Source organism: Natrinema sp. DC36 (genome assembly GCF_020405225.1).
In the GTDB taxonomy this organism is placed as follows: Archaea; Halobacteriota; Halobacteria; order Halobacteriales; family Natrialbaceae; genus Natrinema.
The window spans coordinates 1,124,925-1,150,948 of record NZ_CP084472.1 but is presented as its reverse complement, the minus strand read 5'-3'; the positions used below and the strand labels follow the sequence as shown (position 1 = coordinate 1,150,948).

Genomic DNA, 26,024 nt, shown 5'->3' with positions numbered 1-26,024 from the left:
TCGTTTCCCCCGTTGCTCCGGTAGAATAGGTATGGAAACCGAAACCCCGACCGACGAGTCGCAACCGAAAGGCGAACGCGGGACGTATCAGGCAGGCCAGGATCAGTCGCTCTCCGGGGCGGTCGTCGAGGCGATCGCCGCGAACTCCGAACTGGACGCACTCGAGATCGCCGACGAGTTCGGACCGCTGTACGACGTGATCGACCCGTCCGCGCTCGATTCGTTGTTCCGATCGACGGGAACGGCCGACCGGCCCGTCGGCTGCGTCACGTTCGAGTACGCCGGCTATCGGGTTACGGTCGACCAGACCGGCTGGGTCGTCCTTTCCGATCGGCAGTAATCGACTCGAGACGAAGACCCCTCCGAGAAGGAACGAAGCGGGGTGGTGTGAAGGTGGGAGACGGGTCGTTTTAGCGACTCCTATTCGTCGGTTCGCGGCAGCGCGACGACGGGAACCGACGCCCGTCTCACTAGCCGACGGGCCACGTCGCCGGTGATCAGTTCCACGAACCGGTTTCCCTCCCGAGGTTCGAAGACCACGGCGTCGACCGCTCGCTCCGACGCCGCGTCCATGATCGTCTCGACGACGTCGGTCCCAAAGAGGATCGCTGTCTCGACCGTTCCGGCCACCCCCTCGAGCGGCCCCTGAGCACGCTCGAAAATCTCTCGAGCGTACTCCTCGCGCTGTTCGACGGAGGCCTTGTCGGGCGCACCGCCGGCCTTCTCGATTACGTTGACGACGAGCACCGTACTCGAGGGCGCGAGGTGCGGCGCGAGCGCCGCAGCCGTTCGCTCCCCGTCGTCCGGATCGGCGACGGGAACCAGAACTGTGCCGTCGAACGTCAGTGTCATCGTCGTTCCTCCACTCGCGCAGGACCGGTCGGTAGTATCAGTTCCATACGCGTGATTCGCAGCAGAAGGCTAAAAAAGTGAGTCAGATCGCGGGGGTGGACGGGTGGATGACGGCACCGGTCGATCGGACAGGTGACGGCACCGTTCGGCCGGCACCGATCAGGGGAGGACCTGATTCTCGAGATCGGCGTCGGCCCCGTCGGCGTCGATCCGAGTGACGTTTTCGGCGACGATATCGGCCAGCCGGTCGTAGTACTGCGGCGTGTGGCCCGCGTTGTGGGGCGTGATCTGGACGTTTTCGAACGTCCAGAGCGGGTGCTCCTCGGGCAGCGGTTCGGGATCGGTCACGTCGAGCGACGCGCCGCGGATCCAGTTCGACCGCAGGGCCTCGACCAGCGCGTCCGTCTCGACGACCGGGCCGCGGGCGACGTTGACCAGTACCGCCTCGGGATCGATCGTCACGAACGCCTCGCGGTCGAGCAGGCCGCGGGTCGTCTCCGTCAGCGGACAGGCGAGCACGAGGTAGTCCGTGCGCGCGAGCGCGTCGTCGAACGCCGCGTCATCGAATCCGATCACTTCGTCGGTCGGGCCGCCCTTCTCGGGCGTGTAGCGCACGCCGATCGTCTCGACGCCGAACGGCTCGAGTCGGTCGCAGACCGCCCGTCCGATCGCGCCCAGTCCGACGACGGTAACCGTCGATCCCTGCAGTTCGTGGGCCCTGTAATGTCGCCACTCGCGGCGGCGCTGGCGGCGCGCGCCGACGTGGAACCGTCGGGTGAAGTGCAAAATTGCCCCCAGCACGTGCTCGCCGATGTTCGGCCCGTGGACGCCCGAGGCGTTCGTCACCGCGACATCTCGTTCCTCGAGTTCCTCGAGGGGGAGGTGGCCGGTCCCCGCGTACGCGCAGGCGAAGACCGAGAGGTTCTCAGCTGCGTCGAGCAGATCCTCCTCGAGGGTCATGCCAGTGACGAACGTCGCGTCCCGGATCGCCTCGCGCTCCTCGGCCGGCGTGCGCGCGAGCCCGACGGTGTGGTCCGGCAGTCGGTCGCGAATGGCGTCGGCGTACTGTTCGATCGGAATGCCGTGAGTCCCCTTCCGGAGGACGAGCACGTCCGGCGCGGTAGTCTCGCTCATGTCCGTGGACTCGTCCAGTGCGATCAAAAACGTTCGTCTCGCGGCACTGTGCCCCTTCCCTGTACGACCGCGACGGATCGGATCGGCGGGACACGAACCGTGATTTGGTATCGTAGCCACTGAAAGTCATCCCACCCTGATCGCACGAACCGCGTTGCGGTCTGCGTGTCAACCGTTTCAGTGGCTACGACAGCAGGCAAATTCGCTCGCACCATCGGTATCCCGGGCCGTCGGGTGATGAGATCATCATGTTTAAGCGAGAGAATTGCGAAGTCGGATACCATGCCCTCAGAGAAGTTCCTCGATGGCGAATCACTCACCGGACGGCAAGCGGGGATTATCGCGATGGGATTCCTCACTTTCGTGGTTCTCTCCGGACTCTTACTGGTGCTCCTCAGAAATTTCTTTTAACGACGGCGAACCGATCAATAGTAACCGTCGCTACCGTCGCGATACCGATCCCTCGAGCGACGGTGCCGCCGGACGACACTATAGGAAAGAATTGACACGCGGACCGCATCGCTGTCATGCGATCAGGTGTGCGAAGACTTTCAGCGGCCACTATAGTCGAAGATCGTCTCACTGTACGGGATCTTCCTCGCAGTTTTTATAATGGCTCACTGAGTCCCCACGGCGTATGGAACGCGTAGACGTCGCGATCGTCGGCGGCGGCCCCGCTGGTGCGTCCGCGGCCGAGCAGGCTGCAGCCCACGGTGCCGAAACGGTGCTCTTCGAGCAGGGGGTTCCCCGGGAGGACCGCGAGGGACCGGGGCCGGATTCGACCGACGCTGCCGGGATGCTCGACTACTGGATCGACATCATGGAGTTCGACTACCGGGAGATTCCCGACGAAGTCATCCACCGGGAACTCGAGGCCACGGAGTTCGTCGGCCCGAACAGCAACCTCGAGTTGCGGACGACGGGGATGGAAGCCAGCTACCCCAAGTTCGGGTACACCTTCCATCGCGCGCGCATGGACGACTGGCTCTACGAGCGAGCGACCGACGCGGGTGCCGACCTTCGCGTCGGGGTGGGCGTCAAAGACCTCGAGACCGATCTGCGAGCGTCCGGTCCGCAGGGGCCGACCCACACGCTGACGCTTTCGAACGGTGACGACCTCGAGGCCCAGTACGTCGTCCTCGCGGACGGCCCACAGCGGCGGATCACGCTCGACGCGCTCGACCAATTCACGGCGCCCGGCCGGAGCGTCTCCGATCACCTCTCGCCGCCGAAAGCGAATCACATCGCGTATCAGGAGTATCGGGAGTTCCCGCCCGAACTGTTCGCGGAGTTCGAGGACCGGCTGAAGTTCTGGTGGGGGTACATGCCCGGCGAGACCGCCTACCCGTGGATCTTCCCGAACGACGGCACGGTCGCCCGCGTCGGCCTGACGATGCCCATCGGGATGGAGCTCGCCGACGTCGAGAACCCCGGTTCCTACAGGCTCCTGCGACCCGACGACGACCGGATTCCTTCGGGTGCCGAGTACATCAGCCGCCTCCTCGAACAGGAGTACGGCGACGAGTACGATATCGAGACGGACATTCCGCGAGTCGAAGACCGCGGGAAGTCGAAGGGCACTGAAACCTATCCGATCTCATCGACGCGACCGATCGAATCGCCCGTCGGCGCGAACATCGCCGTCGCCGGCGGCGCGATGGGCACGACGTCGGCGTTTCACGAGGGCGGCTACCACGTCGCCGTCCGCACCGGCAAGATCGCCGGCCGACTCGCCGCGACGGACTCGATCGCGAACTACAACGACATCTGGAAGCGGGCGATCGGCGACGAGATCCTGCGGAACGTCGCCTTCGCGGACATCGTCGCGGACTACGGGCCCGACGATTGGGACTGGGCGTTCGACACCGTCAACGACATGCAGGGCAACGGATCGGACAACGCCCTGATCAGCAAGCGCTACACCGCCGGAATCGACGCCGCGAAGATCATCACCGCGTACAAGCGCCAGAAGTTCAAGTACCGCGACGGTCGCTACGTCCAGCTTTCGGAAGCCGACTACTTCTACTGAGTCGGCCGGTTCCAGTGGTTCGGGATCGAGCCAGCGGACTCGAGTGCCGACGAACCGATCATGTGGGAGTCCGAAACTGCAGCCGTGACTCTAACACATCCCTAATTGCTTGTACGCAGTGAGCCTTTTTCGGGGTCGACATGGAAGCGGGGGTATGGACTCTGGTGGACGCACTGATCCGTCCGATAAAGCCCCCCCTCGAGCCGACGGCTCCGGACATCGCGTTCCCGAGGGGCAGGCTCCCGAAGAGTACGGCGACCATCGCGGCCACGGTGACCACGATGAGCACGACCACCGGAGTCGCTGGCCGCTCGTCGCCGCCGCGGGAGCCGCCGGGCTCTACGGCGGCGTCGCGATCTCCATCCTCGGGAACGAAACCGGCCTCCTCCCGCCGCTCATCGGCATCGGCCTCGCGGTTGTCGGGGCGATCGTCCTGCTGGCCGGCATCGCGGGCTGGGTCAATCAGGCGTTTCTGGCACCGGCTCGAGACGCACAGGGGGCCTTCAAATCGCGCGAATCATACGTCTCGACGACGCTGCTCTTTCTCGCGACCGACGTCTCGACGTTCGGCGCGCTATTCGTCTACTACTTCTTCGTCAGGATCGGCTCGTGGCCACCGGAAGCGCTCCCGCCGCTGCTCGGCTCCCTCGTGGTCGTCAATACAGCCATCCTGATCGCGAGCAGCGTCACCTTCCACTACGCGCACGAGGCGCTCGAGGCCGACAACCGACGACGATTCATCGGACTGCTCGGAACGACGCTCGGACTCGGCCTCGTCTTCCTCGCCGGGCAGGTCTACGAGTATTACGAGTTCATCGCCGCGGAAGGGTTTACCCTCACGAGCGGTATCTTCGGAACCGCGTTCTTCGGGCTGACCGGGCTCCACGGGTTCCACGTCGCGCTGGGCATCGGCGGGATCACCGTCCTCTGCTGGCGGGCGCTTCGAGGACACTACGGACCGGATCGCGATACGTCCGTCGCGACCGTCTCGCTGTACTGGCACTTCGTCGACGTCGTCTGGCTCTTCCTCGTCGTCGTCCTCTACGTCGGCGCGTCGGTGTGAGGAGACCGGACGGCCAGGTCGGACAGACGACTGAGCATCCGTTGGGACGGTTCACGGTATTTCGTCGTGATCGAGATCCGTCTCGAGGACCTCGAGCGTAGGAGACGCACAATCGCAGAAATCCGTCTGTCCGAGGGGTTGGAGATTGCCGTCGGGCCAGACCTGGACGATACCGATCTCTCCGCAGTGTTCACACGTCGCCGCCGCTCGCTGTTTGTCGTGGTTGTTACCCACCAGGGTCACCTCGGGGACCGATTCGTACCACAGCCAGCATAGAAAAACCCCCGGTGGCCGATCGAATGCGAGTGACGGGGCGGCCTCGGCGGATTCACTGCTGTCCCACCGCCCCGCGGTTCGCTGTCCCGTTCGAGTCCGGTCGGTCACTCGAGACCGACGGTAACGAGAGGAGTGGTGGTGACTCCCGACGAACCCTGGACGGGGCCGAACTCGAACGACCGGTCGGGCTCGAGAGAGACGTTCCCTGACCGATGGCAGCGGAACTGACGGCGTCCGTTCAATGGGATCTGAGTGATCTATCTCAATCAATTACCAGTCGGTAAAAGGTTCAGACGGAGCCGGAACAGTGGTTTATCCCACTGGATGTGGGCAGGGGTGAGTGCGATGTTCTTCCAAGAACCGGAGCTCCAGTACGAGGTTACCGTCGAAGAACCGGACCCGCACTTCGCGAAGCTCCTCCAGCAAGCGATCGGCGGCCAGGAAGGTGAGATGCGCGTCGCTATGCAGTACATGTTCCAGGCCTGGGCCCTCCCAGAGGGGTACGAGGAGTATCGAAACCTGCTGATGGAGACCGCGGCCGAGGAACTCGGCCACATCGAGATGCTCGCGTCGGCCGTCACGAAGAATCTCCGGGGCTCGTCCACGCAGATGAGCGAGGACGCCCAGGAGACCGCGGCAACGGCCGCGGCGATGACGGGTCAGAATCCGCGCCAGTTCCTCTCGGCGGGCGAATCGGCCATGCCCGTCGACAGTAGCGGTGCCCCGTTCACCGGCAACTACATCGTCGCGTCGGGAAACCTCGCCGGCGACCTCTACGCGAACGTAATGGCCGAATCGACCGGTCGGACCCTCGCGACGCGGCTCTGGGAGTACACCGACGATCCCGGCATGAAGGACATGCTCTCCTATTTGATCGCCCGGGACACCATGCACCAAAACCAGTGGCTACAGGCCCTCGAGACGCTCGATGACCCGGTGCCGGTGCCCGCGAGCTTTCCGCAGGAACAGGAGAATCAGGAGTTCAACTACACGTTCATGTCGACCAGGCGGGAAGAACAACCGGACCCCGAGTATCCGTGGACTCAGGGCGACGCCCCGGACGGCAAGGGACAGTTCTCCTTCGCCGCCGAACAGCCGGGCGACGGCGAAGTCATCGCTCCCCAGCCTAGTCCGATGACAAACGACACGCCGAACAGGACGAACGAATCGTCCGACTCGAGCGAATAGAACGGACTCGACGTACCGGTCGACCGATCGATCGACCAGCCATCCGACGGTCTGAGTTCGCTCGAGTTCGCCTTCCACGGTCGACAGCCCTTACTCTCTGTCCAAACACCGAACGCGGACAGCGCACCACGGACGTCTCTCCGCACGTGACTGCCCGGCGGACTCACCTCGTCCGCTCGTTCCGCATGCGCTCCTCGAACCCGGCCATCTTCCGATAGATCGGCGGCGTCAGGACGCCGAGGATCCCCACGATGATCGCGATGGCACCGATCGGGAAGAGCAACGGAGCGACTTCGAGACAGGAGTTCAGGGACGCGATCTGGACGTAGTAGCGATCACCTTCATATTCGACGATCGCCCCCTCGAGCAGGGTGCCCCGATTCGCCATCTCGCCGTCGACCTTCGCTTCCTGAAGCGGGCTATCGATCGCCTCCTCGAGGGCCTCCCGTTCGGCCGACGTGAGGTCCTCGACGGGCAGCGTCTCGATAGTCGCCAGTGCACCCTCGTACTCGTCGGCCGGCGTCGCGGTGATCGTCGGATTGCCACAGAGGCCGACGCCGTCCTGGACGACGACGTAGCCGCCGACGATCGCGAGAGGGAGCCCGATGGCGATCAGGACGACGCCGAGAAAGGGCGCAGCGTAGGTCAACAGTAGCGACTCGGCGGAGGCGGTCGGCTCTACTGGCCCCGTCTCGTCGGTAGCAGGTGGCTTGTCAGTCGCGGGCGGTTCGTCGGTGGCTGGTGATTCGTCGGTAACGGGTGGTTCGTTCGTGTCGGAAGCTGTGTCGTCACCGTCGCTCATTCGTTCTCGTCCTCCCCCGTCGACGGGCGGCGTCGGCGACCGCCGAGATACGCGATCGTTCCCGCGAGTCCCAGCCCGTAGATCCAGTGCGCGAGCGGGACGAAGATGAGGAACGTCACTAGTTCGAGGCCGGTCTGTCCGGTGTAGAAGGCGAGCGCGAACCCGGGTGAAATGACCGTCGCATACCACAGTCCGGTGACGAGGGTGAGCTCGCCCGGCAGGTACTCGCCCAGCGAGAGGAACAACAGGGGCCAGACCGTCATTCCGCCGACGAGGAAGAGGCCGTAGCCGAGGGCGAGGTTCGCCGGCAACCCGACGAACGTCGTGAGGGTCGCGAACGACTCGAGATCGAACGCACCGAGAAGGACGGCGACAGCGAGCACGCCCGACATGAGTAGCGTCCCGACGACGCCGCCGACCGCACCGGTACCGGCATCGTTCGCAACGGTCCGGGCGACCGGCTTGATACGGCCGGACAGCGACAGCGGCCGGTCGTCCTGTGCGGGCACGTAGGACGGACGCACCTCCTCCGGTTCGCTCGGCGGGACCCCGCGCTCGCGCTCGAGTCGGTCCTCGAACCACTGCCACTCGGGCGTGAACTGCTGCGTCGCCTTCAGTTCCCAGGGGTCAGCGGTCTCGATCGGCGTCCCCTGGAAGTACGACCAGATCATGTTGTAGAGCCACATGAGGACGCTGATCCCGATGATGAACGCGCCGACGGTCGCGACCACCTGCAGCCCCGAGTATCCCGCCGGGTAGGTCGCGTACCGGCGGGGGAGCTCGAGGAAGCCGAGCGCCATCAGCGTCATAAACGTGAGTGCGGAACCGACGACCAGCAGCGACGACTGGAAGATCGCGAGTCGGCGGTCGTACATCCGGCCGGTGAGCATCGGATACCAGTAGTAGCTCGCGGCGAACATCATGAGGGGAATTATCCCCATGAGGATGAGATGGAAGTGGCCGACCACGTAGTAGGTGCCGTGATAGATGACGTCGACCGGGATGACCGCGAGGAAGATACCGGTGACGCCACCGACGATGAACAGGCCGATCGAGCCGACACAGAGGATCGTCGGCGCAGCGAGTCTGACGTCGCCGTTCCACATTGTGGTGATCCAGTTGAACACCTTGATCGCGCTGGGAACGGCGATAGCGATCGACGTCGCCATGAAACTCGCCCGGACGCGTGGGTCGACGCCCGTCACGAACATGTGGTGGGCCCAGACGCCAAAGGAGAGGACGCCGATTGCGATCGTCGAGTAGACGATGAACTTGAATCCGAACAGCTTTCGGCCGACGAACTTCGGCAGTATGAGGCTCATCAGCCCGGTCGCCGGCAGGAAGATAATGTAGACCTCCGGGTGGCCCCAGAACCAGAGCAAGTGCTGCCAGAGGATGGGGCCACCTCCCTCGACCGCAAAGAACGTCGTCCCGAAATTGCGGTCGAACAGGAGCATGAGCAACGCGGTGCCGAGCAGCGGGAACGCGAAGATGATGATCGCGCTCGTGATGAGCATGTTCCAGGAGAAGATGTCGAGGTTCGCCCACCCGATCGACTCGTCGCGCTCGTAGATGATCGTCGTGATGAAGTTGATCGCGCCGATCGTGGTCGCGATGCCACTCAAGTGGAGGCCGAGCAAAAGGAAATTCGTCTGCGGGTTTGGTGCCAGCGATAAGGGGGGATACATCGTCCACCCGATCGCCGGCTCCTGAAACGCTAACAGGACCGAGATCCAGTCCGTCGGGACGACGACAGCCAGAACCGCTCCCGTTACTTCGGCAACGATCCCCAACCGAGCGAGCAGCAGCGAGGGCGGCAACAGCCAGAACCCGATAGCGTTGAGCCGCGGAAACGCCATATCGTCAGCCCCGATCAACAGCGGCAGGAAGTAGTTCCCGATCCCGAAAAACACCGGCGTAACGAAGAAGATCAGCATCGTCAGCCCGTGCATCGTGAACAGCTCGTTGTACGTCTGTTCGGTCCAGAGGTTTGCCTCCGGAGTCAACAGATGCGTCCGGATCATCATCGCATCGATCCCGCCCCAGATCGCCGCGACGGTGCCGAACGCGATGTAGAGCAGTCCGATCTCGCGGTGGTTCGTCGTCGTCGTCCACCGAACGGCGGCCGCCTTCGCGTCGCCGAGTCCGAGTCGGCGCTCACGGCCCGTCGCATACCCGCCGTCCGGTGACGGCTCGGCTCGTAACCGCTGTGCGACGAGGACGACCACTAGACAGCCAACGACGACAGCCCCGAACAACGAGACCTCGGCGAGTGCACGGTTCATCGTCGTCTACCACCCTTGATGGCGCGACTGCACCGCTCATCGCCGTGCATAGCGGTGGACTCATTATCGACCCCCATAAAGATCAATTAACAATTCCGTGACTTTCTCCTGTTCATACATTTATTCGATCGTATTTCGCTTGCCGAACTGGTTCGAAGCCGTGAAAGTTTGCCAATTCGTGAATGACGTATTTCACTCCGGTTATTGAACCACCGCCAATGGGAAGCCGCCGTCGCACGATCGTCGCACTCGCCGTCGCGACGCTCTCGAGTCTCGTCGCACTAACGGGAACGGTCGCCGCACAGTCGAAAAACCGCGAACTCATCGACGGCCTCGAGTACCAGTTGCTCTACGTTGCCCTGCCGCTAACGCTGTTCGTCCTCGTGATTCTGGTCTACGCGGCCGTCAAGTTCTACGACAACGACGATCCCGAACCCACCACGGAGGATCCCGCTCTCGAGATTACCTGGACCGCTGCAACGGCGATCATCCTGTTGTTCGTCGGTCTCTCCGGCTACAGCGTCCTCGTCAGCCCGTACGTGTCTCCATCACAGGCACTCGACAGCGACAACCGCAGTCAGGAAGGGTTCGAATCGTTTGCCGATCTCCCCGAGACCGGCGACGAGGAGGTGTACGTTACCGGTTATCAATGGGAGTGGCAAGCGACCTATCCCGGAGCAAACGTCACGACCGAAGACGAAATCGTGATACCCGCCGACGAGAACGTAACGCTCTGGCTCACGAGCGACGACGTTATCCACTCGCTGTTCGTATCCGACCTCGGCATCAAGCAGGACGCGTTCCCCGGTCGCTATACTCGCGCCCGGACGATCGTTTCCGAACCCGGGCGGTACGACGCCGTCTGTGCCGAGTTCTGCGGTACCGGCCACTCGCGGATGGACGCCGATGTCGTCGTCGTCGAACCGGAAACGTACGATCGGTGGCTCGAGACGAACGAGGGTAACGTCACTGCAGCACCGGAACCGGGATGATACCGCGCGATGCCAGTCGAGATTCGATGGCGGTCTGTGTTTCGGAGCTTCCCCTCTGGCTCCGAACTATAGTACCCATTGAAAATCAATACATAGTCGATCGCACGACGGAGGCGCGGTTCGGAGCGAGCACCGTGGTCGAGAATCGCGGGCTGTATAATCAGTGTGTGAATCGTTTTATTTGGTACTATATACACGATGCGCTGCGAGGACTCGAGTCTACAAGAGTTAAACGGGCCGCGTTCCTAGGGGAGATGCGTGCCTTTAGTCCCCGTCCGAGCAGACCCATTCGGGTGCGATGACAGTACGGCGAACCCGGGCACGCGACAATAGTACTCCGGAGAGCTCCCACGAGTTCTCCCGCCCGGCACGAGGGTTAGCCAGCCGACGCGGCACGCCGCCACGGGATGAGGCTGGACGTTAGTGTTCCGGGCGCACATCGACTGCGTAGAGAGATTGCTCTCGTTCGTCGATGTTACGAGTTCCCAGTCATCATCGGTTACCCGGTCCTCTCCGATAGCAATTGATACGAGAGACTGATCCAACGCACAAGTAGCTACGTTGGACTCGGGTCGTCGCGTTCAGTGAACAGTTCGCTGTACAGAAACGACTCAGTGGGGGTACTGACGGTTATATCGAACTCTTCAACTGTCCGTGCACGTTCCACTGTCGACCGTATCGCATCGAATCGATCACCTACGATGATATCACCACTTCGGCGGTCGTAGTTCACCAACCCATGATCGACCAATCGCGGAAGATGATCATGTACTAACGACAGCGTCACCGTGTTCACCGTCTCTTTAGAAACGGTCTCGATCGGAATACCCTGCTCCAACCTAGCGATTTGGAGTGATACCTCGCCGACGTTTGCGCACTCACTTTCCAGTAAGTAATACAGAACATATCGACGATATGAGTCGGATAGAAGTTCGTAAATTCCATCGAAATCCACAGCGTCTACCCCTGCATCCATGTCTTGGCCTTTCGGATACTACTGAATAAGTCTCGTCCCAACAATATTTGGTGTGCTTGAATATCGACTCGGTGGCTTTCGCCCAGTATCCAATCGATAGCGTGCATAACTGCAAAAACCCCACACAGCCAACGCCGGAGCGGTGGCTCTGTGGGGTTGAAGTATGAATATGAGTGGAGGCGGCGAAACGAGTTTCCCAGAGGCTCGCGCACTCCAGTACTCACCGTAACGCTGGCGAGCTTATCTTCCGTGTTCGGGATGGGTACGGGAGGGACCTCGCCGCTGTGGCCGCCCTAACGCCGACCAACGGAATCGAACCGTTGTCCAACGGAAGACTATGTCACGTCTTCCGAGCCTTGGACTTCCGTCCAAGAAACCGTAATCGGTGGTGTGTCCAAAACCGTGTGTATGTGTAGTCCAGTTTACGTCCGGACCCGTTCTCGCGTCACGGATCCAATGCGATGTAATGTATGAATGTGTGGCTTGGCCGATTAGTGCTCGCGGACTCAACACCTCGTTGCCTTGGTGCGTACATCCCGAGTCTATCGATCTCGTCTTCTACGAGTGGCCTCAGTGGTATCTCTTTTCCAGGTGGGTTTCGAGCTTAGATGCGTTCAGCTCTTACCCCGTGGTGCGTCGCTGCCCAGCACGTGCCCTTTCGGACAGCTGGTACACGAGTGGCACCCATTCGTAGTTCCTCTCGTACTATACGAACGTTCCCGTCAGATACCGTAACACCCCCAATAGATAGCAGCCGACCTGTCTCACGACGGTCTAAACCCAGCTCACGACCTCCTTTAATAGGCGAACAACCTCACCCTTGCCCGCTTCTGCACGGGCAGGATGGAGGGAACCGACATCGAGGTAGCAAGCCACCCGGTCGATATGTGCTCTTGCGGGTGACGACTCTGTTATCCCTAAGGTAGCTTTTCTGTCAGCAATTGGCCGCATCAAGCAGCCTAATTGGTTCGCTAGACCACGCTTTCGCGTCAGCGTCGATCGTTGTGTTCGACACTGTCAGACTTCCGTTTGCTCTTGCGCTCTTCCTCGGGTCTCCGACCCGAGTGAGGAAATCTTGGGGCGCGCCCGATATCTTTTCAGGCGCGTACCGCCCCAGTCAAACTGCCCGGCTACCAGTGTCCTCCGCCAGGAGTGAGAGTCGCAGTCACCATCGGGTAGTATTTCAATGCTGGCTCGGTGGGCCGCTAGCGCGGCTACCTGTGTAACGCCTCCTACCTATGCTGCACAATGGCGACCACGTCTCAGTGACAGCCTGCAGTAAAGCTCTATAGGGTCTTCGCTTCCCCTTGGGGGTCTCCAGACTCCGCACTGGAACGTACAGTTCACCGGGCCCAACGTTGGGACAGTGGCGCTCTCGTTGATCCATTCATGCAAGCCGCTACTAAAGCGGCAAGGTACTACGCTACCTTAAGAGGGTCATAGTTACCCCCGCCGTTAACAGGTCCTTCGTCCCCTTGTACGGGGTGTTCAGATACCTGCACTGGGCAGGATTCAGTGACCGTACGAGTCCTTGCGGATTTGCGGTCACCTATGTTGTTACTAGACAGTCGGAGCGCCCGAGTCACTGCGACCTGCCTCTTCGCGAGGCAGGCATCCCTTATTGCGAACGTACGGGACTAACTTGCCGAATTCCCTAACGTCGGTTGCTCCCGACAGACCTTGGCTTTCGCCGCCATGAGTACCTGTGTCGGATCTCGGTACGGACAGTGTGCTCGCCTTTTCACGGGCTCTAGGTTGGCCTGACTTGCGCTATCCTGCCATTCGTCCGCTTCGTACCATTACGGTTTCCACGGATTTCGACAGTTAGACTGGGCGAAAGCCCAGCTCAGGCGGCCCCAAAGCGTCGGCTTTGAGTGCACACTGGCATAGGAATATTAACCTATTTCCCTGTTGTCTGCTTCGACTTACGGGCAGACTTAGGACCGGCTAACCCTCAGCTGATCAGCATTGCTGAGGAACCCTTACTCGTTCGGCCGTCGGGGGTCTAACCCGACTAACGCTGCTACTATGACCAGAATTTTCGTTACTGAACGGTCCACACGACTTCTCAGCCGTGCTTCCACCCGAACAGAACGCCAACCTACAAGATTGCGGTATGAACCGCACTGCTAGGTCTCGGTGGTAGACTTGAGCCCCGATCATTTTGGGCGCCTCAAACCTCGGCCGGTAAGCTATTACGCTTTTCTTAGAGGGTAGCTGCTTCTAAGCTCACCTCCCGGCTGTCTAGGGCTTGAGACCACCTTCGATCGCACTTAGTCTACACTTGGGGACCTTAACCCAGCTCTGGGTTGTCTCCCTCACGGTACACAGGCTTACCCCGTGCACCGGACTCCCTGCGTCAAACGGCGTTTGTAGGTTCGGAGTTGGACAGGGGGGCGCACTCCTCTCGGAGTGCGATCCCCCAATCCGTCGCTCTACCCCACAAACTACCTCGGCAGAGGTCATGCTTCGACATGTTTCGGTTGGAACCAGCTGTTTCCGGACTCGATGGGCCTTTCACCCCTAGACGTAAGTCACGAGAGGGTATTGTAGGACACCAACTCTAACAGACTTCCACGTGCCTTTCGGCACGCTTCATCTTGCTCACGCCTAGATCGTCCGGTTTCGGGTCGTGCCCGTTTGACTCCCCGCGCTTGAACACGGTGACCCTGGTGCAAAGCACTGCGGTCATATCGGTTTCCCTACGCCTTCCCCGATGATCGGGTTAGACTCGTCAAACAGGCACACTCTCTGGTTCGTTTTTCAAAACGTACGACAGAACACCGGCTTCCCAAACTTCTTACTAGAGGCTCGCGCCTCGGTCATTTCGCCTGGGACCTTGTGTGCCCTGTCGCTCTATCGCCAACTGATTTCACGCCCTATTGCACCTCCCTTCGTGGGGTGCTTTTCAGCGTTCGTTCACACTACTTGTTCGCTATCGGTCTTGAGGAGTGTTTAGTCTTCGCGGTCGATGCCCGCGATATTCACGAGGGATATCCAACCCCCGATACTCTGGAGCTGACTCGTCTCTTACTCGATAACAGTACGGGACTGTCACCCTGTCTCGTGCTCTGTTCCAAGAGACTTCATGTTATCTTTCGGAGAGTGATCGTCAGTCCGAACACCACATTGCCCGTAAGGGCTTCGGTTTGGACTGTGTCGCGTTTATTCGCCATTACTAACGACATCGCGTTTGCTTTCTTTTCCTGTCGATACTAAGATGTTTCAATTCTCGACGTTCCCCATTGCGCAAAGCAATTGCGGTGGGGATTCCCATTCGGAGATCCCAAGTTCTTCGCCTCCGTGCGGCTCCCTTGGGCTTATCGCAGCTTGGCACGTCCTTCTTCAGCTCTCAAGCCGAGCGATCCACCAGCTGGCACAGTAGCCACGTTCATCGGATCTGAATTGCAACCTGCAGTTGTAATTCAAGAGTGACCCGGGAACGGGTCCAGTGGACGCCTGGACTACACGTACACACGGTCTCATCTGCACGCCGTAGACGCGGCATGCATTAACCCTTCCCAGCCACGTTTACACGGGCTGGTGCATCGGTTGTTGTTCGGATTAAACCGAAATCGTCTGCCCCACTTAAGGGGCACGATTCGGTTGTCCTCCGAGACATGGACCCACAGGGATTCGAACCCTGGGCATCCTCCTTGCAAAGGAGGCACTCTACCACTGAGCTATGGGCCCACGCCCGTCTCATGATCGAGACAGGCACGGAGTTGGATGTGAACCTTGGTAGTTCTAAGGTGCCCGATCGGCCGGTCGCTGGTCGATCGAACGTGGAACCGCAATCGCAATCCGCTAAGGTGGGTCGGGGCGACGCCCCGATCCCGGTCTGTGGAGGTGATCCAGCCGCAGATTCCCCTACGGCTACCTTGTTACGACTTAAGCCCCCTTGCGGAGCCCAGATTCGACCCTGGAATCAGGGCCTCATCCGGACCCCACTCGGGTGCTTTGACGGGCGGTGTGTGCAAGGAGCAGGGACGTATTCACCGCGCTCTTCTGAAGCGCGATTACTACCGAATCCAGCTTCATGAGGGCGAGTTTCAGCCCTCAATCCGAACTACGACCGAGTTTCGGAGATTAGCGCCCCCTCTCGGGGTTGCATCCCACTGTCTCGGCCATTGTAGCCCGCGTGTCGCCCAGCACATTCGGGGCATACTGACCTACCGTTGCCCATTCCTTCCTCCAGTTTGGCACTGGCAGTCTCCCTAATGTACCCAACCACCGCAAGGGTGTTGCTGGCAATTAAGGATGTGGGTCTCGCTCGTTGCCTGACTTAACAGGACGCCTCACGGTACGAGCTGACGGCGGCCATGCACCTCCTCTCAATGGCTCCAGTAAGATCATCAATCTGACCTTCACTGCACATTGTCGATGCTGGTGAGATGTCCGGCGTTGAGTCCAATTAAACCGCAGGCTCCTCCGGTTGTAGTGCTCCCCCGCCAATTCCTTTAAGTTTCATCCTTGCGGACGTACTTCCCAGGCGGTCTGCTTCTCGGCTTCCCTACGGCACAGCACAGGCTCGTAGCCTGTGCCACACCTAGCAGACATCGTTTACAGCTCGGACTACCCGGGTATCTAATCCGGTTCGTGACCCGAGCTTTCGTCCCTCACCGTCGGATCCGTCTTCCAGAGGCGCTTTCGCCACCGGTGGTCCGTCCAGGATTACGGGATTTCACTCCTACCCCGGACGTACCCCTCTGGTCTTCCGGTCCCAAGCCACGCAGTTTCCACCGGACGCCTGCGCGTTAAGCGCGCAGATTTCCCGATAGACTTGCCTGGCCAGCTACGGACGCTTTAGGCCCAATAATAGCGGTCATCACTCGTGCTGCCGGTATTACCGCGGCGGCTGGCACCGGTCTTGCCCAGCACTTATTCCACCACCACCTTACGGTGGTGAAAAGCGAGGACTATATGCCCTCGCACTCGGAGTCCCCTTATCGCACTCGCGTGCAGTGTAAAGGTTTCGCGCCTGCTGCGCCCCGTAGGGCCCGGTATCTTGTCTCAGATACCGTCTCCGGGCTCTTGCTCTCACAACCCGTACCGATTATAGGCACGGTGGGCCGTTACCCCACCGTCTACCTAATCGGCCGCAGCCACATCCTATAGCGCCTGAACGTTTCGCGTTCATGCCACTCCAGGCAGTGAACGGTATCGGCTATTAGCCTCAGTTTCCCGAGGTTATCGCCGTCTATAGGGCAGTTTGGCCACGTGTTACTGAGCTATCTGCTACGAGTCTGAACTCGTGCAACTAGCATGGCTAAATCGGACTCCAATAGCAATGACCTCCGGCAGGATCAACCGGAATGCTATGTATATACTCCCCCGTGAAGGGGAGGGTCTGTTGGCGGTGAATGTTGCAAACACACTCACACTAAATGGTCCACGTTCGATGACGCTGGTCGAACGACCAAGCGGGCGTCACCGAACTACCAAGGCTCACATCAGATCCCATCTGTACGGCGGACCGCAGGGGTAGGATCCTCATTTCCTTCGGACGTATTCATAAGCCGTCAGGGGTACATAACCCCTTCGGACTCCGAATCGTCCGTGTCGACGCGGCGTATCCAAACGCCCCGTCGCCACATCTTCGTGTTCACATCCGAATGCCCTCGAACGTATAAGGGCGTCGGATCGCCTCCACACCGGAAACCGCATCCGGCGGGGGTGTGTACGATCACAACTGAACGCCCAGACACGTATAAGGGCTCCGGATCGTTGCGACCGGCAGTTCCGGTCGCGACCATCGTTGCGTGGAGCCCTCGAGTACGCAGTCTCTCGTCGGATCGAACCGACGAGGTGTCCGAGGACGGATGTAACGTCTGCCTCCGTGCCGGGTTGCGGCCGGAGGGAACGCGGCGGCGTGCGCCACGTCGTTCGCAATACAATCGAAGTCCGAGTGAACATATAAGGCCGTCGTCTCGAGGAGCCACTGCGCCACGTTGGACAGTCACGAGGTAGTTCGAGCGACGGAGTGTCATCGGCCGAATAATCTGGCGACGCTACCGCCGATTCGAACTCGAGGCGTCGGGTTCTCGTCCGAGAGCCGACCGGACGAGTCCCACTCCGGCTAGCAGACACTCGCGGAGGACCGGTGCGCCGTCGACGAGCCACACCACCAGCGCCGCCCCGGCGAGTCCGAGTTGTGCCCACAGATACGTCGAGATATCGCCGGCGAGCATATCACTCGAGTAGCGACCAAACAGGTCGAAAAATGCCTCGAGGAAACTCGGTCCAGGGGAGTGCCCCTCGACCGATGCGATCGGCCAGAGCATGAGCTCGAACTGGAGAACACCCTGTCGAAACACGGAATCCACGACATCGCCAAACGGATGTAATAGGTAGCCCAGTCCGAACGCGAGACCGGCCCGCGACCGTGTCGCCGCGTGCGCGATCATTCCAACAAAAATCGCCAGCGGCACTGCGAAGAAGAGCGAGTGACCGATCGCGTAGCCGTTCTCGAACACGCCGTACTCCCAGGCGAGTGGCTTGTCAATCAGGTCCGGGAGGACCGACGCGAAGACGACCGTGAACGCCTCGAGTCCGGTGGGTGATTCGCGAAACACGGCGTGACAGCACAGCGAGTAAGCGAGATATCCGACAATCGCATGTTCCCACGGCCACATGGCTGGATGGTTCGCTGTTCGACGAATAGTTATGGTTCGCTTGTCGTGGCGCTCGCGGCTGAGCCGGGTCTGGAGAACTGTGACGGCCGATGCAATACTCGATAAGCCCGTATTACGAGGCAACGTACGTGATTGACAGCGTTGCTGCCACGCGTTGACGAGATCCCGGCAGTCGGAACGGAAAGTCAATCCCGTTTGACGAGCCCTCGTAAAGCGGCACTGGCCGATACAAGGGATCATAGCGACGTGTGGCTGGTCTTATAACTATATCCCCGTGGTTGCCATAGCACGACTGTGACCGACTACGCTATCGAAGCGCGCGACGTAGCGGTGACGTACGCGGACGGAACCGAGGCGGTCCGCGGCGTCGATCTCCTCGTCGAACGCGGCGAGTTCGTCGGCTTTCTGGGGCCGAACGGCGCGGGCAAGACGACGACGATCAAGACGCTGGTAACGCTCCTGCGACCGACCGACGGCTCCATCGTTGTCAACGGATTCGACGCCATCGAGGAGCCCCAACAGGTGCGGTCAACGGTCGGATATATGGCACAGGAGACGAGTATCGATCCCGAGTTGACCGCTCGAGAAAACCTTCGGTTCGCGTGTGACGCCTACGGCGTATCGCGAGCGCAGCGTGGCGACCGGATCGACGAACTGCTCGAGCTTGTCGAACTAACCGACGTCGCGAACAAAGTCGCGGACGACTTCTCCGGTGGGATGAAAAAGCGCCTCGATGCGGCGACCGCGCTCGTCCACCGACCGCCGCTGGTATTCCTCGACGAGCCGACGACTGGGCTCGATCCGGCGGCCCGAAACCGACTCTGGGAGTACTTCCGGCGGATCAACGACGAGGGGACGACCGTCTTCCTGACGACCCAGTACCTCGAGGAAGCCGACCAGTTGTGCGAGCGGCTGTCGGTCATTCAGGACGGATCGGTCGTCGCGGAGGGGACGCCCGGAGAGCTGAAACGTCGCGTCGGCGGCGAGATACTCGCGGTCGAATTGTCCGACCCCGACGAGAGCGAGCGCGCGGTAGCGGTCGCCCGCGATGAGGCGCTGTTCGCGGACGGAGCGACGATCGAGGCAACGGAGTCGGGGCTGGCGGTGACGGCCCGCGATGCGCGGACGCGTGGGACGGAGTTATTGGTCGCACTGCGGGACGCCGGAATCGATGTGATAGGGTTCGATGTCCGCGCACCGACGCTCGACGACGTATTCCTCGCGGTGACGGGTGAGGGGAACGAGGACGACCCGTCAACGGAAGGCGAGTCGGACACGACCGACGCTACACGATCCGAAACGATCAGTAACGGCGGCCGTGACTCGAGAGAGCCGACGGTGAGCGACGAGAGTGAAAACGGGAACGATATCGATCGAGACGGGGTGAACGGATGAGTACTCCCGATGTCGACCGTCACGGCGGGGGCTTCGCGAGCGACGTGTGGGTCACGTTCGTCCGGTGGACGATCAAGTCGGTTCGGAACCCGTTCGTGCTCGTCGTTTCGCTCGTTCAGCCGATCATCTTTCTCGTGCTCTTCACGCAGGTGTTCGGCGGCGTCGCGACGGCCGCCCTCGAGGGCGTCAGCTACGAAACGTATCTCGTGCCGGCGATCGTGATCCAGGTGGCGCTGGTAGCGGCCGCGACATCGGGAATCGGGCTGGTCAACGACATCGAGACCGGGATGTTCGAGAAGATACTGGTCAGTCCGATGAACCGGACCGCCGTCTTCCTGGGGAAGACGCTCGCCGAGGTCGTCCGCATCGTCGTACAGGTCGTAATCGTGCTCGGATTGGGCGTGTTGCTCGGTGCCGAAATCGCGACCGGGATCGCAGGTGCGGTCGCAATCGCGGCCATCTGCGTCGTGTTCTCGGTCTGGTTCACCGCGTTCTCGAACGTGCTGGCCGTGGTGACCCGCGACGAGGAGTCGACGATTATCGGGGCGAACCTGCTTCAGTTGCCCTTGCTGTTCGTCTCGAGTGCGTTTCTCCCGTTGCCGGCGCTTCCGGATTGGATTCGAACGGTCGCGACGGTCAACCCGATTACCTACGGCGTCGACGCCGCTCGAGCGGTGATGCTCGGCGAGGATACGATGACCGTGATCGAAGTTACCCGGTTCGGCGGGATGTGGGACACGCTCGTGCCGGCGCTCGCCGTTCTCGTGGGACTCGCGCTCACGTTCGGATCGGTCGCCGTCTACGCGATCGGCCGCGCCGCCAGCGCCGACGTTCGCTGATACGGTCTGCTGTAACGGTTTCCGGTGCGACCGCGGGACGGTTCGTGGTCGCACCGGAAACGACTTACAGCAGTCCGTATGAGGCCTCGGCGGTCGGCGAGACGAGAATATCCGATATCATTTAGCGACAGTAGTCGTACTGATTCCTATGGATCAGTCCGGGTTCGTCAAACTCGCGGTCATCGGGTTCGGGATCGTCATCGCGAGCTTCTTCGTGCGCGGGATCAGTCGGATCGTCCTCGACGTGGAAACCGCGAGTCTCCTGCAAGCACCGCTCGCAATCGTCGGCTTCGGACTCCTCCTCTATCTGTTCGTCAGGGCGACCCTCGATTTCGTCGGGATCTGGGACATCGAGAACCCTGATTCGTGAGACGGTTCGCTGTCACCGTGTCCCAGCGCACCCGCATGGCGGATCTCGGATACGCCGGAATTGACTGATTGGAGTCCGTACGAAACGGTCGGCCATCGCTGCGTTTCGATCGAAACGCCGGAATGCCCATGTCCAATCGATCCGGTACCGATCTCCGACCGTCCGACCGGAAGGAAACCGTTTTTCGACCGCCGTTCGAACGTGAAGGCATGACAATCGACGTTCAGGCGATCGCGGACCTCGGGCCGGACGACCGCGCGGCCTTCTTCGAGCGCGACGCCGGCATCGAGGCGGTCAGAGGAGACGTTAGCGAGATCGTCGAGCGCGTCCACACGGAGGGAGACGTCGCCGTCCGCGAGTTCACGAGCGAGTTCGACGGTATCGAAGTCGGCAACCTCGAGATCACGGACGAGTGCGAGCGGGCCGCCGACGAGATCGACGACGGAGTCCGAAACGCGATCGAAACGGCCGCGGCGAACGTTCGCGAGTTTCACGAAGCGCAACTACCCGACGACTGGCAACGGGAGTTCAGCGAGGGACGGACGCTGGGACGACGGTTTCGGCCGATAGAGCGCGTCGGCGTCTACGTTCCCGGCGGCTCCGCGGCCTATCCCTCGAGTGCGATCATGGGGATCGTCCCGGCGACCGTTGCCGGCGTGGACCACGTGTCGGTGGTGACGCCGCCGGCCGACGAACTGAACCCGGTGACGCTGGCGGCGATCCACATCGCGGGGGCGGACGCGGTCTACAGCGTCGGCGGCGCGCAGGCGATTGCGGGACTGGCGTACGGGACGGAATCGATCACTCGCGTTCAGAAAATCGTCGGCCCCGGTAACAAGTGGGTGACGGCGGCGAAGGCCGAAGTCCGGGGCGACGTGGAGATCGACTTCCTCGCGGGACCGAGCGAAGTGGTCGTCGTGGCAGACGAGACCGGGGACCCGGAACTCGTCGCCGCGGAACTCGTCGCGCAAGCCGAGCACGATCCGAACGCCTCGGTCGTGGCCGTCACCGACGACGAGGACACCGCCGACGCCGTGGCCACCGCCGTCGGCGAGCAGACCGACGCGCGCGAGCGCGAGGATGTAATCCGAGAAGCACTCGCGAACGACGCGAGCGGGATTCTCCACGCCCGGTCGATGAGCGAGGCGATCCTCTTTACCGAGGCGTACGCACCCGAGCACCTCTCGATCATCGCCGACGACGACGAGTCGATCCTCGAGCGGATCGAGAGCGCAGGGAGTGTCTTCCTCGGGCCGAACACGCCCGTCGCGGCCGGCGACTACGCCAGCGGCACGAACCACGTCCTGCCGACCAACGGCGGCGCGCGAATCACCGGCGGCCTCTCCGTGGAGACGTTCCTCCGGTCGACGACGGTCCAGCGACTCTCCAGGGAGGGACTCGCCGAACTGGGCGGAACGATCACGACGCTCGCGGACGCCGAGGGGCTCGAGGCCCACGCCGAGAGCGTTCGAACTCGGCTCGACGAGGAAACGGATCGATAGGGATCGATGAAATACTGTCGATCGACGATGTTTCAATTCGCTGAACTGCAAGCTGGTTTTACGTAGCTGGAGAACGGAACGGGAAGTGAGATGGAACCGCGTGTCGATCCGACGGACAGGCGCGTCCTCGAGCGCAACTACGATTACGCACAGAAGAACGTGCGGCTCCTCTCGATGTGGTACGACTGCGAGCTCGAACGGATGCTCGAACTCCTAGCGGAACACGATATCGAGCTCTCGCGCAACGACAAACGACAGTTCGGTACCTACTATCGTTCGTTCCGGCGACACTCGAACTGGTGAGCGAACGCGAGAACTGCGCCCGCTCGAGCGGCGACGGAACCCGATTCGGCCAGTCCCAAAGAATGGCGTCACAGTTAACATCGTTGCGCCGGAATGGAGAGGTATGAGCACGGACAGTATGGACGGAGGGGAGGCGGACACGCGCCCCACGATCGAAGTGACCGAGGACGCGGCCGAACAGGCCCTCTCCCTGCTCGAGGGAGAGGATCTCGACGTGGCCGAAGCCGGCCTCCGGCTGTTCGTCCAGCAGGGCGGCTGTGCCGGTCTCTCCTACGGGATGCGGTTCGACGACGCACCGGACGACGACGATACGATTTACGAACACCACGAGCTGCGCGTGTTCGTCGACCCGGCGAGCCTGAAGTACATCGAGGGCAGCGTCCTCGACTACGAGGACGGCCTGCAGGCAGAAGGGTTCCACGTGGACAATCCGAACGTCGTCAGCGAGTGCGGCTGTGGCGAGTCGTTCCGAACGTAATCGATCGCTCGGACAGCGGTTTCCGCCATCTTCCCGTCCGCCGTTTTGCCCAGTCGACCGAACGCCGACAGCGGTGGGAGTGGAACATATGGAACTCGAGCGGCAAAAAACGGGAGCGGTTCGAGTAACCGGCCGGACTCGAGACGGAGCTTACTCCTCGAGTTCGAAGGCGACGGTGACTTCGGCCTGATACTCCCGGTCGTCGGCGCTGGCGACCTCGACGCCCAGTTCGTCGACCTCGATCCACTGAACGTTCTGGAGGGTCGCTTCCGCGCGGTCGATCGCGTCGTCTGCTGCGGCGTCGAAGCTCTCGGGACTGGTGCCGATGAGCGTAATTTTCTTGAATACCATCGCCTCACCACCTACGAGCCATATCGACGTAAAACTGCTGTCGGTTTCACGGAGAGAAGCCCGCTGGTGTCGGTACCGGCGACGGCGAACGGGTCACTCGGTCCGCGACTCGAGGCGCTCGTGGATCGCGCCGGAGACGTCGGAGAGATAAGCACCGCCCCACAGCGCAACGACGATCGCGCCGATCGAGTTGAAGACGAAATCGAGCATCGTGTCCTCGAGCCCGTACTGCGTGAGCACGGCCCTGATGCCCAGCGCCTCGGCCGACAGCGCGATCGCGAACTCGAGGATTTCCCAGAGGACGCCGAAAGCGAGTACGAACAGCAGGATGAACACGGCGACGAATCGCTGCGGAAAGTAAATGCCATCCGCGTGTTCGTGGAGCGCGCGGACGGTGGCGTAACCTACGCCCGCGACCAGCGACGCCGACAGGGCGTGCGTCATGTGGTCCCACCACCAGACCTGACTGTAGAGCGTCGTGGTGGCACCGGGAAGCCCGACGGTACCGAACGCGTGGAGGAAGACGGCGGTGGTGATCCACAGGGTGAGGCGCGGATCCATCGGGATCTCGTAGTCGCGCTCGAGCAGCGGCGGGAGCTGAGTCACGATCAGCGCCACGCCCGTATTGATCACGATCCCGCCGTTTCCTCGCTCGATTCCGACGAACAGCATGCCGATCAGCCCGATCTCCATGAGATAGGTGAGCTGACGCTGGCGATGCTGGGACGGCAACCAGTTCGTGAGGTTAGACATCGTCAACCTCCGCGACCCCGGTAGCGTTCTCGGGGAAGCGCCGCTCCGGTCGGGCGAGGCGTCTGAAGTAGAGTTCGAAGACGACGCCCGCGCCGAGACCAGAGACGGCGGAGTAGACGAACTCCCACATCACTGCATCGTGGTCGGCGGTAAACGGGATTCCCAGCGTCTGCGACGCTCCCCACCTGAGTACCGCCCAGAGACCCGCGGCGGCCATCGTGGTGACGACGACGAAGACGACGGCGAAGCCGGGCGTCATTCGAACGGACGTAAAAGACTGAAGTTCAACGGCGATGACCAGCGCGATGGCTGCGACGGAAAGGTACGCGGCGAAGTGGCCGGTCAATCGATCCGCATCGATGGCCATTCCGAGAACCGGCACTGCGGCGAGCAACAACACCTCCCAGGGGAGCATGACGTGCGACGACCGGAAGGAAACCGGCGGAAGCAGTGCCAGGGTCACGAGCGTCGCCGCGAACGTCGCCCACAGGAACCCGCCGGTCACCAGTTCGCTGACGCCGACGATCGCGATCGCCGCGACCAACGCCCACGCGATCGCCGCGTTGGTTCGCCCGTCCGCGATCAATCCATCGAGTGAAGTCTGAGACACAGTGTGTCGTATCGAGCGTTCTCACAAAAACATATGTTGTCACTGATTGAAATGACGCGGGAACGGGAGCAGCGGGTCTTCAACGATCCGTTCTTTCACGTCGGCACGACGAACAGGTAGACGATCGCGTACGCGGCCAGTGCGAGCGCCACGGCTGCCAGTGCCGTAAGCGAACGCTCGAGGACCGCGTCCGACGACGGGAATCGGCGAGAGGTCGCGCGTGGGAACGTCAGCGAAGGGGTGTCCCGAACGACGCCACAGAGGAGGCCGACGCCGAGGATGGAGAAAACGAAGTGATAGGACACCTCGAGGGTCGGCGGCGTCACCGCGAGCGCGGCGACGCCGTACGCCGCGCCCACCCCGGCCCGGCGGTCGACGAACCCGAGGAGCGACCGGTCGGTGAGCCGACAGATCGTCGCGAGTGCGAGCGCAATCGCGGCGAGTTCGATCCCGAACGCGCCCAGCAAGTGGAGCGTCGGGTCCGAATGCAGGACGACGCGCGACTCGAGCGCGGGGGAGCCAAACGGGAAGAGCCAATCCGGGGGTGAGCCGGTAACGAGGTCGCCCCACGGATGCGACCAGAGGCCCCACAGCGCGGCGAGGGCGACCGTCGACGGCGAGAGCGGCGACGCTCGCGCGGCCCAGCGAGCGACGAGGATACCGCTCGCCGCGAACAGCCCCATCACGAACGCGGCGAGCGGGCCGTCCCAGACGAGTGCGACGACGACGAGAGCACCGAGGGCGCCGATCGCAACGGTCCGAAGGGCTCGCGCTCGAGCGGTGCGACCGCGGACGGCGAGCAGACCGAACGCCGGCGCGGCGATCGCGCCGACGACCAGCGAGTGGGTGACCGAGCGGTGGACGACCCGACTCGCATCCCAGAAGGCCGTCGACGCCCCGAGCGCTCCGTCGGCCGCTTGCCACTCGAGGAGGCCGACGAACGCGTACGCGACGTCGATGTCCGGAATCGCGGCGAACGCGCCCGCGACGATTCCGACGAACAGGGCCGGTCGGCGGTCCCAGCCTCGCCAGTCGGCGACCAGCGCCGCGACGGCGAACGCGAACAGGGCGTGACCGATGAACACAACGTGTCGAATACGGAATGCGTGGGCTTAAGCGACTCGCTCCAGTGCCAAGCGGTGGCAGTTACCACTCGAGAGGGGGGTTGGCACTCGAGAAATGAGATCGAAC

General features: G+C 61.9%; 22 protein-coding genes, 1 tRNA gene and 3 rRNA genes. 11 read left to right on the top strand and 15 right to left on the bottom strand.

Annotated elements, in window-relative coordinates:
- The first annotated feature begins 31 nt into the window (after positions 1–31).
- Complete coding sequence (locus tag LDH74_RS06275; protein ID WP_226041664.1) at positions 32–340, top strand: HalOD1 output domain-containing protein; 309 nt, start codon at positions 32–34, stop codon at positions 338–340.
- Between the two features lie 80 nt (positions 341–420).
- Here LDH74_RS06275 and LDH74_RS06270 read toward each other — a convergent pair whose 3' ends face one another.
- Both LDH74_RS06270 and LDH74_RS06265 read right to left on the bottom strand, forming a co-directional pair.
- Complete coding sequence (locus tag LDH74_RS06270; RefSeq protein ID WP_226041663.1) at positions 421–852, bottom strand: universal stress protein; 432 nt, start codon at positions 850–852, stop codon at positions 421–423.
- Positions 853–1,011: 159 nt separating this feature from the next.
- Positions 1,012–1,986 carry a D-2-hydroxyacid dehydrogenase gene (locus LDH74_RS06265; RefSeq protein WP_226041662.1) on the bottom strand — a complete coding sequence of 325 codons (975 nt, stop codon included), beginning with the start codon at positions 1,984–1,986 and terminating at the stop codon, positions 1,012–1,014.
- Between the two features lie 637 nt (positions 1,987–2,623).
- Between LDH74_RS06265 and LDH74_RS06260 the strand changes: the two genes are divergently transcribed.
- Together LDH74_RS06260 and LDH74_RS06255 are read left to right on the top strand one after the other, a co-directional pair.
- A complete protein-coding gene (locus tag LDH74_RS06260) occupies positions 2,624–4,015 on the top strand; it encodes an NAD(P)/FAD-dependent oxidoreductase (protein ID WP_226041661.1) in 1,392 nt (463 codons plus the stop codon).
- Positions 4,016–4,169: 154 nt separating this feature from the next.
- Positions 4,170–5,078, top strand: coding sequence for a heme-copper oxidase subunit III (locus LDH74_RS06255; RefSeq protein WP_226041660.1), 909 nt, complete (start codon positions 4,170–4,172; stop codon positions 5,076–5,078).
- A gap of 51 nt (positions 5,079–5,129) precedes the next feature.
- Here LDH74_RS06255 and LDH74_RS06250 read toward each other — a convergent pair whose 3' ends face one another.
- The gene (locus LDH74_RS06250; protein WP_226041659.1) at positions 5,130–5,312 is read right to left on the bottom strand and encodes a hypothetical protein; all 183 of its coding nucleotides are present in this window, start codon (positions 5,310–5,312) and stop codon (positions 5,130–5,132) included.
- A 387-nt stretch (positions 5,313–5,699) separates the two neighbouring features.
- Here LDH74_RS06250 and LDH74_RS06245 point away from each other — a divergent pair, with 387 nt between their 5' ends.
- Entirely contained in the window at positions 5,700–6,542 is an 843-nt protein-coding gene (locus LDH74_RS06245) for a manganese catalase family protein (RefSeq protein ID WP_226041658.1), read from the top strand.
- Positions 6,543–6,705: 163 nt separating this feature from the next.
- Here LDH74_RS06245 and LDH74_RS06240 read toward each other — a convergent pair whose 3' ends face one another.
- On the bottom strand, positions 6,706–7,344 hold the full coding sequence (locus tag LDH74_RS06240) for a hypothetical protein (protein WP_226041657.1): 639 nt from the start codon (positions 7,342–7,344) through the stop codon (positions 6,706–6,708).
- A complete protein-coding gene (locus tag LDH74_RS06235; protein ID WP_226041656.1) occupies positions 7,341–9,629 on the bottom strand; it encodes a DUF6789 family protein in 2,289 nt (762 codons plus the stop codon). Before LDH74_RS06235 ends, LDH74_RS06240 begins: the two co-directional genes overlap by 4 nt.
- 218 nt (positions 9,630–9,847) lie before the next feature.
- Here LDH74_RS06235 and coxB point away from each other — a divergent pair, with 218 nt between their 5' ends.
- Positions 9,848–10,621 carry a cytochrome c oxidase subunit II gene (gene coxB / locus LDH74_RS06230; RefSeq protein ID WP_226041655.1) on the top strand — a complete coding sequence of 258 codons (774 nt, stop codon included), beginning with the start codon at positions 9,848–9,850 and terminating at the stop codon, positions 10,619–10,621.
- A gap of 556 nt (positions 10,622–11,177) precedes the next feature.
- On the opposite strand, the gene LDH74_RS06225 is transcribed toward coxB, so the two are convergent.
- The 6 genes from LDH74_RS06225 to LDH74_RS06200 all read right to left on the bottom strand — a co-directional run bounded on the left by LDH74_RS06225 (position 11,178) and on the right by LDH74_RS06200 (position 18,232).
- Positions 11,178–11,597, bottom strand: coding sequence for a hypothetical protein (locus tag LDH74_RS06225; protein ID WP_226041654.1), 420 nt, complete (start codon positions 11,595–11,597; stop codon positions 11,178–11,180).
- A 174-nt stretch (positions 11,598–11,771) separates the two neighbouring features.
- A 5S ribosomal RNA gene (rrf, locus tag LDH74_RS06220) occupies positions 11,772–11,893 on the bottom strand.
- Positions 11,894–12,070: 177 nt separating this feature from the next.
- Positions 12,071–14,991: ribosomal RNA gene (locus LDH74_RS06215) — 23S ribosomal RNA — on the bottom strand.
- Between the two features lie 227 nt (positions 14,992–15,218).
- Positions 15,219–15,290: transfer RNA gene (locus tag LDH74_RS06210), tRNA-Ala, on the bottom strand.
- A gap of 151 nt (positions 15,291–15,441) precedes the next feature.
- Positions 15,442–16,914: ribosomal RNA gene (locus LDH74_RS06205) — 16S ribosomal RNA — on the bottom strand.
- Together the 16S, 23S and 5S rRNA genes with 1 tRNA gene alongside form the textbook arrangement of a ribosomal RNA operon.
- A 694-nt stretch (positions 16,915–17,608) precedes the next feature.
- Complete coding sequence (locus LDH74_RS06200; protein ID WP_226041653.1) at positions 17,609–18,232, bottom strand: metal-dependent hydrolase; 624 nt, start codon at positions 18,230–18,232, stop codon at positions 17,609–17,611.
- Positions 18,233–18,526: 294 nt separating this feature from the next.
- Between LDH74_RS06200 and LDH74_RS06195 the strand changes: the two genes are divergently transcribed.
- The 6 genes from LDH74_RS06195 (at position 18,527) to LDH74_RS06170 (ending at position 23,119) form a co-directional block, all read left to right on the top strand.
- Positions 18,527–19,627, top strand: a complete 1,101-nt coding sequence (locus LDH74_RS06195; RefSeq protein WP_226041652.1) for an ABC transporter ATP-binding protein — start codon at positions 18,527–18,529, stop codon at positions 19,625–19,627.
- Positions 19,624–20,466 (top strand): ABC transporter permease, encoded by an 843-nt coding sequence (locus LDH74_RS06190; protein ID WP_226041651.1) that lies wholly within the window; start codon positions 19,624–19,626, stop codon positions 20,464–20,466. Before LDH74_RS06195 ends, LDH74_RS06190 begins: the two co-directional genes overlap by 4 nt.
- A 148-nt stretch (positions 20,467–20,614) precedes the next feature.
- Positions 20,615–20,836 (top strand): hypothetical protein, encoded by a 222-nt coding sequence (locus tag LDH74_RS06185; RefSeq protein WP_226041650.1) that lies wholly within the window; start codon positions 20,615–20,617, stop codon positions 20,834–20,836.
- A gap of 209 nt (positions 20,837–21,045) precedes the next feature.
- Positions 21,046–22,338 carry a histidinol dehydrogenase gene (hisD, locus tag LDH74_RS06180; RefSeq protein WP_226041649.1) on the top strand — a complete coding sequence of 431 codons (1,293 nt, stop codon included), beginning with the start codon at positions 21,046–21,048 and terminating at the stop codon, positions 22,336–22,338.
- 90 nt (positions 22,339–22,428) lie between these two features.
- Positions 22,429–22,641: a hypothetical protein gene (locus tag LDH74_RS06175; RefSeq protein ID WP_226041648.1), complete on the top strand. Its 213-nt coding sequence runs from the start codon at positions 22,429–22,431 to the stop codon at positions 22,639–22,641.
- 103 nt (positions 22,642–22,744) lie between these two features.
- Positions 22,745–23,119, top strand: coding sequence for an iron-sulfur cluster assembly accessory protein (locus LDH74_RS06170; protein WP_226041647.1), 375 nt, complete (start codon positions 22,745–22,747; stop codon positions 23,117–23,119).
- 150 nt (positions 23,120–23,269) lie between these two features.
- Here the strand turns inward: LDH74_RS06170 and LDH74_RS06165 are convergent, their stop codons facing one another.
- From LDH74_RS06165 to LDH74_RS06150, 4 genes are all read right to left on the bottom strand, one after another.
- Positions 23,270–23,470, bottom strand: a complete 201-nt coding sequence (locus LDH74_RS06165) for a dodecin (protein ID WP_006180927.1) — start codon at positions 23,468–23,470, stop codon at positions 23,270–23,272.
- Between the two features lie 93 nt (positions 23,471–23,563).
- Positions 23,564–24,223 (bottom strand): hypothetical protein, encoded by a 660-nt coding sequence (locus LDH74_RS06160; RefSeq protein WP_226041646.1) that lies wholly within the window; start codon positions 24,221–24,223, stop codon positions 23,564–23,566.
- Entirely contained in the window at positions 24,216–24,833 is a 618-nt protein-coding gene (locus tag LDH74_RS06155) for a hypothetical protein (protein ID WP_226041645.1), read from the bottom strand. Before LDH74_RS06155 ends, LDH74_RS06160 begins: the two co-directional genes overlap by 8 nt.
- 95 nt (positions 24,834–24,928) lie before the next feature.
- Positions 24,929–25,918: a metal-dependent hydrolase gene (locus tag LDH74_RS06150; protein WP_226041644.1), complete on the bottom strand. Its 990-nt coding sequence runs from the start codon at positions 25,916–25,918 to the stop codon at positions 24,929–24,931.
- Between the last annotated feature and the right edge of the window lie 106 nt (positions 25,919–26,024).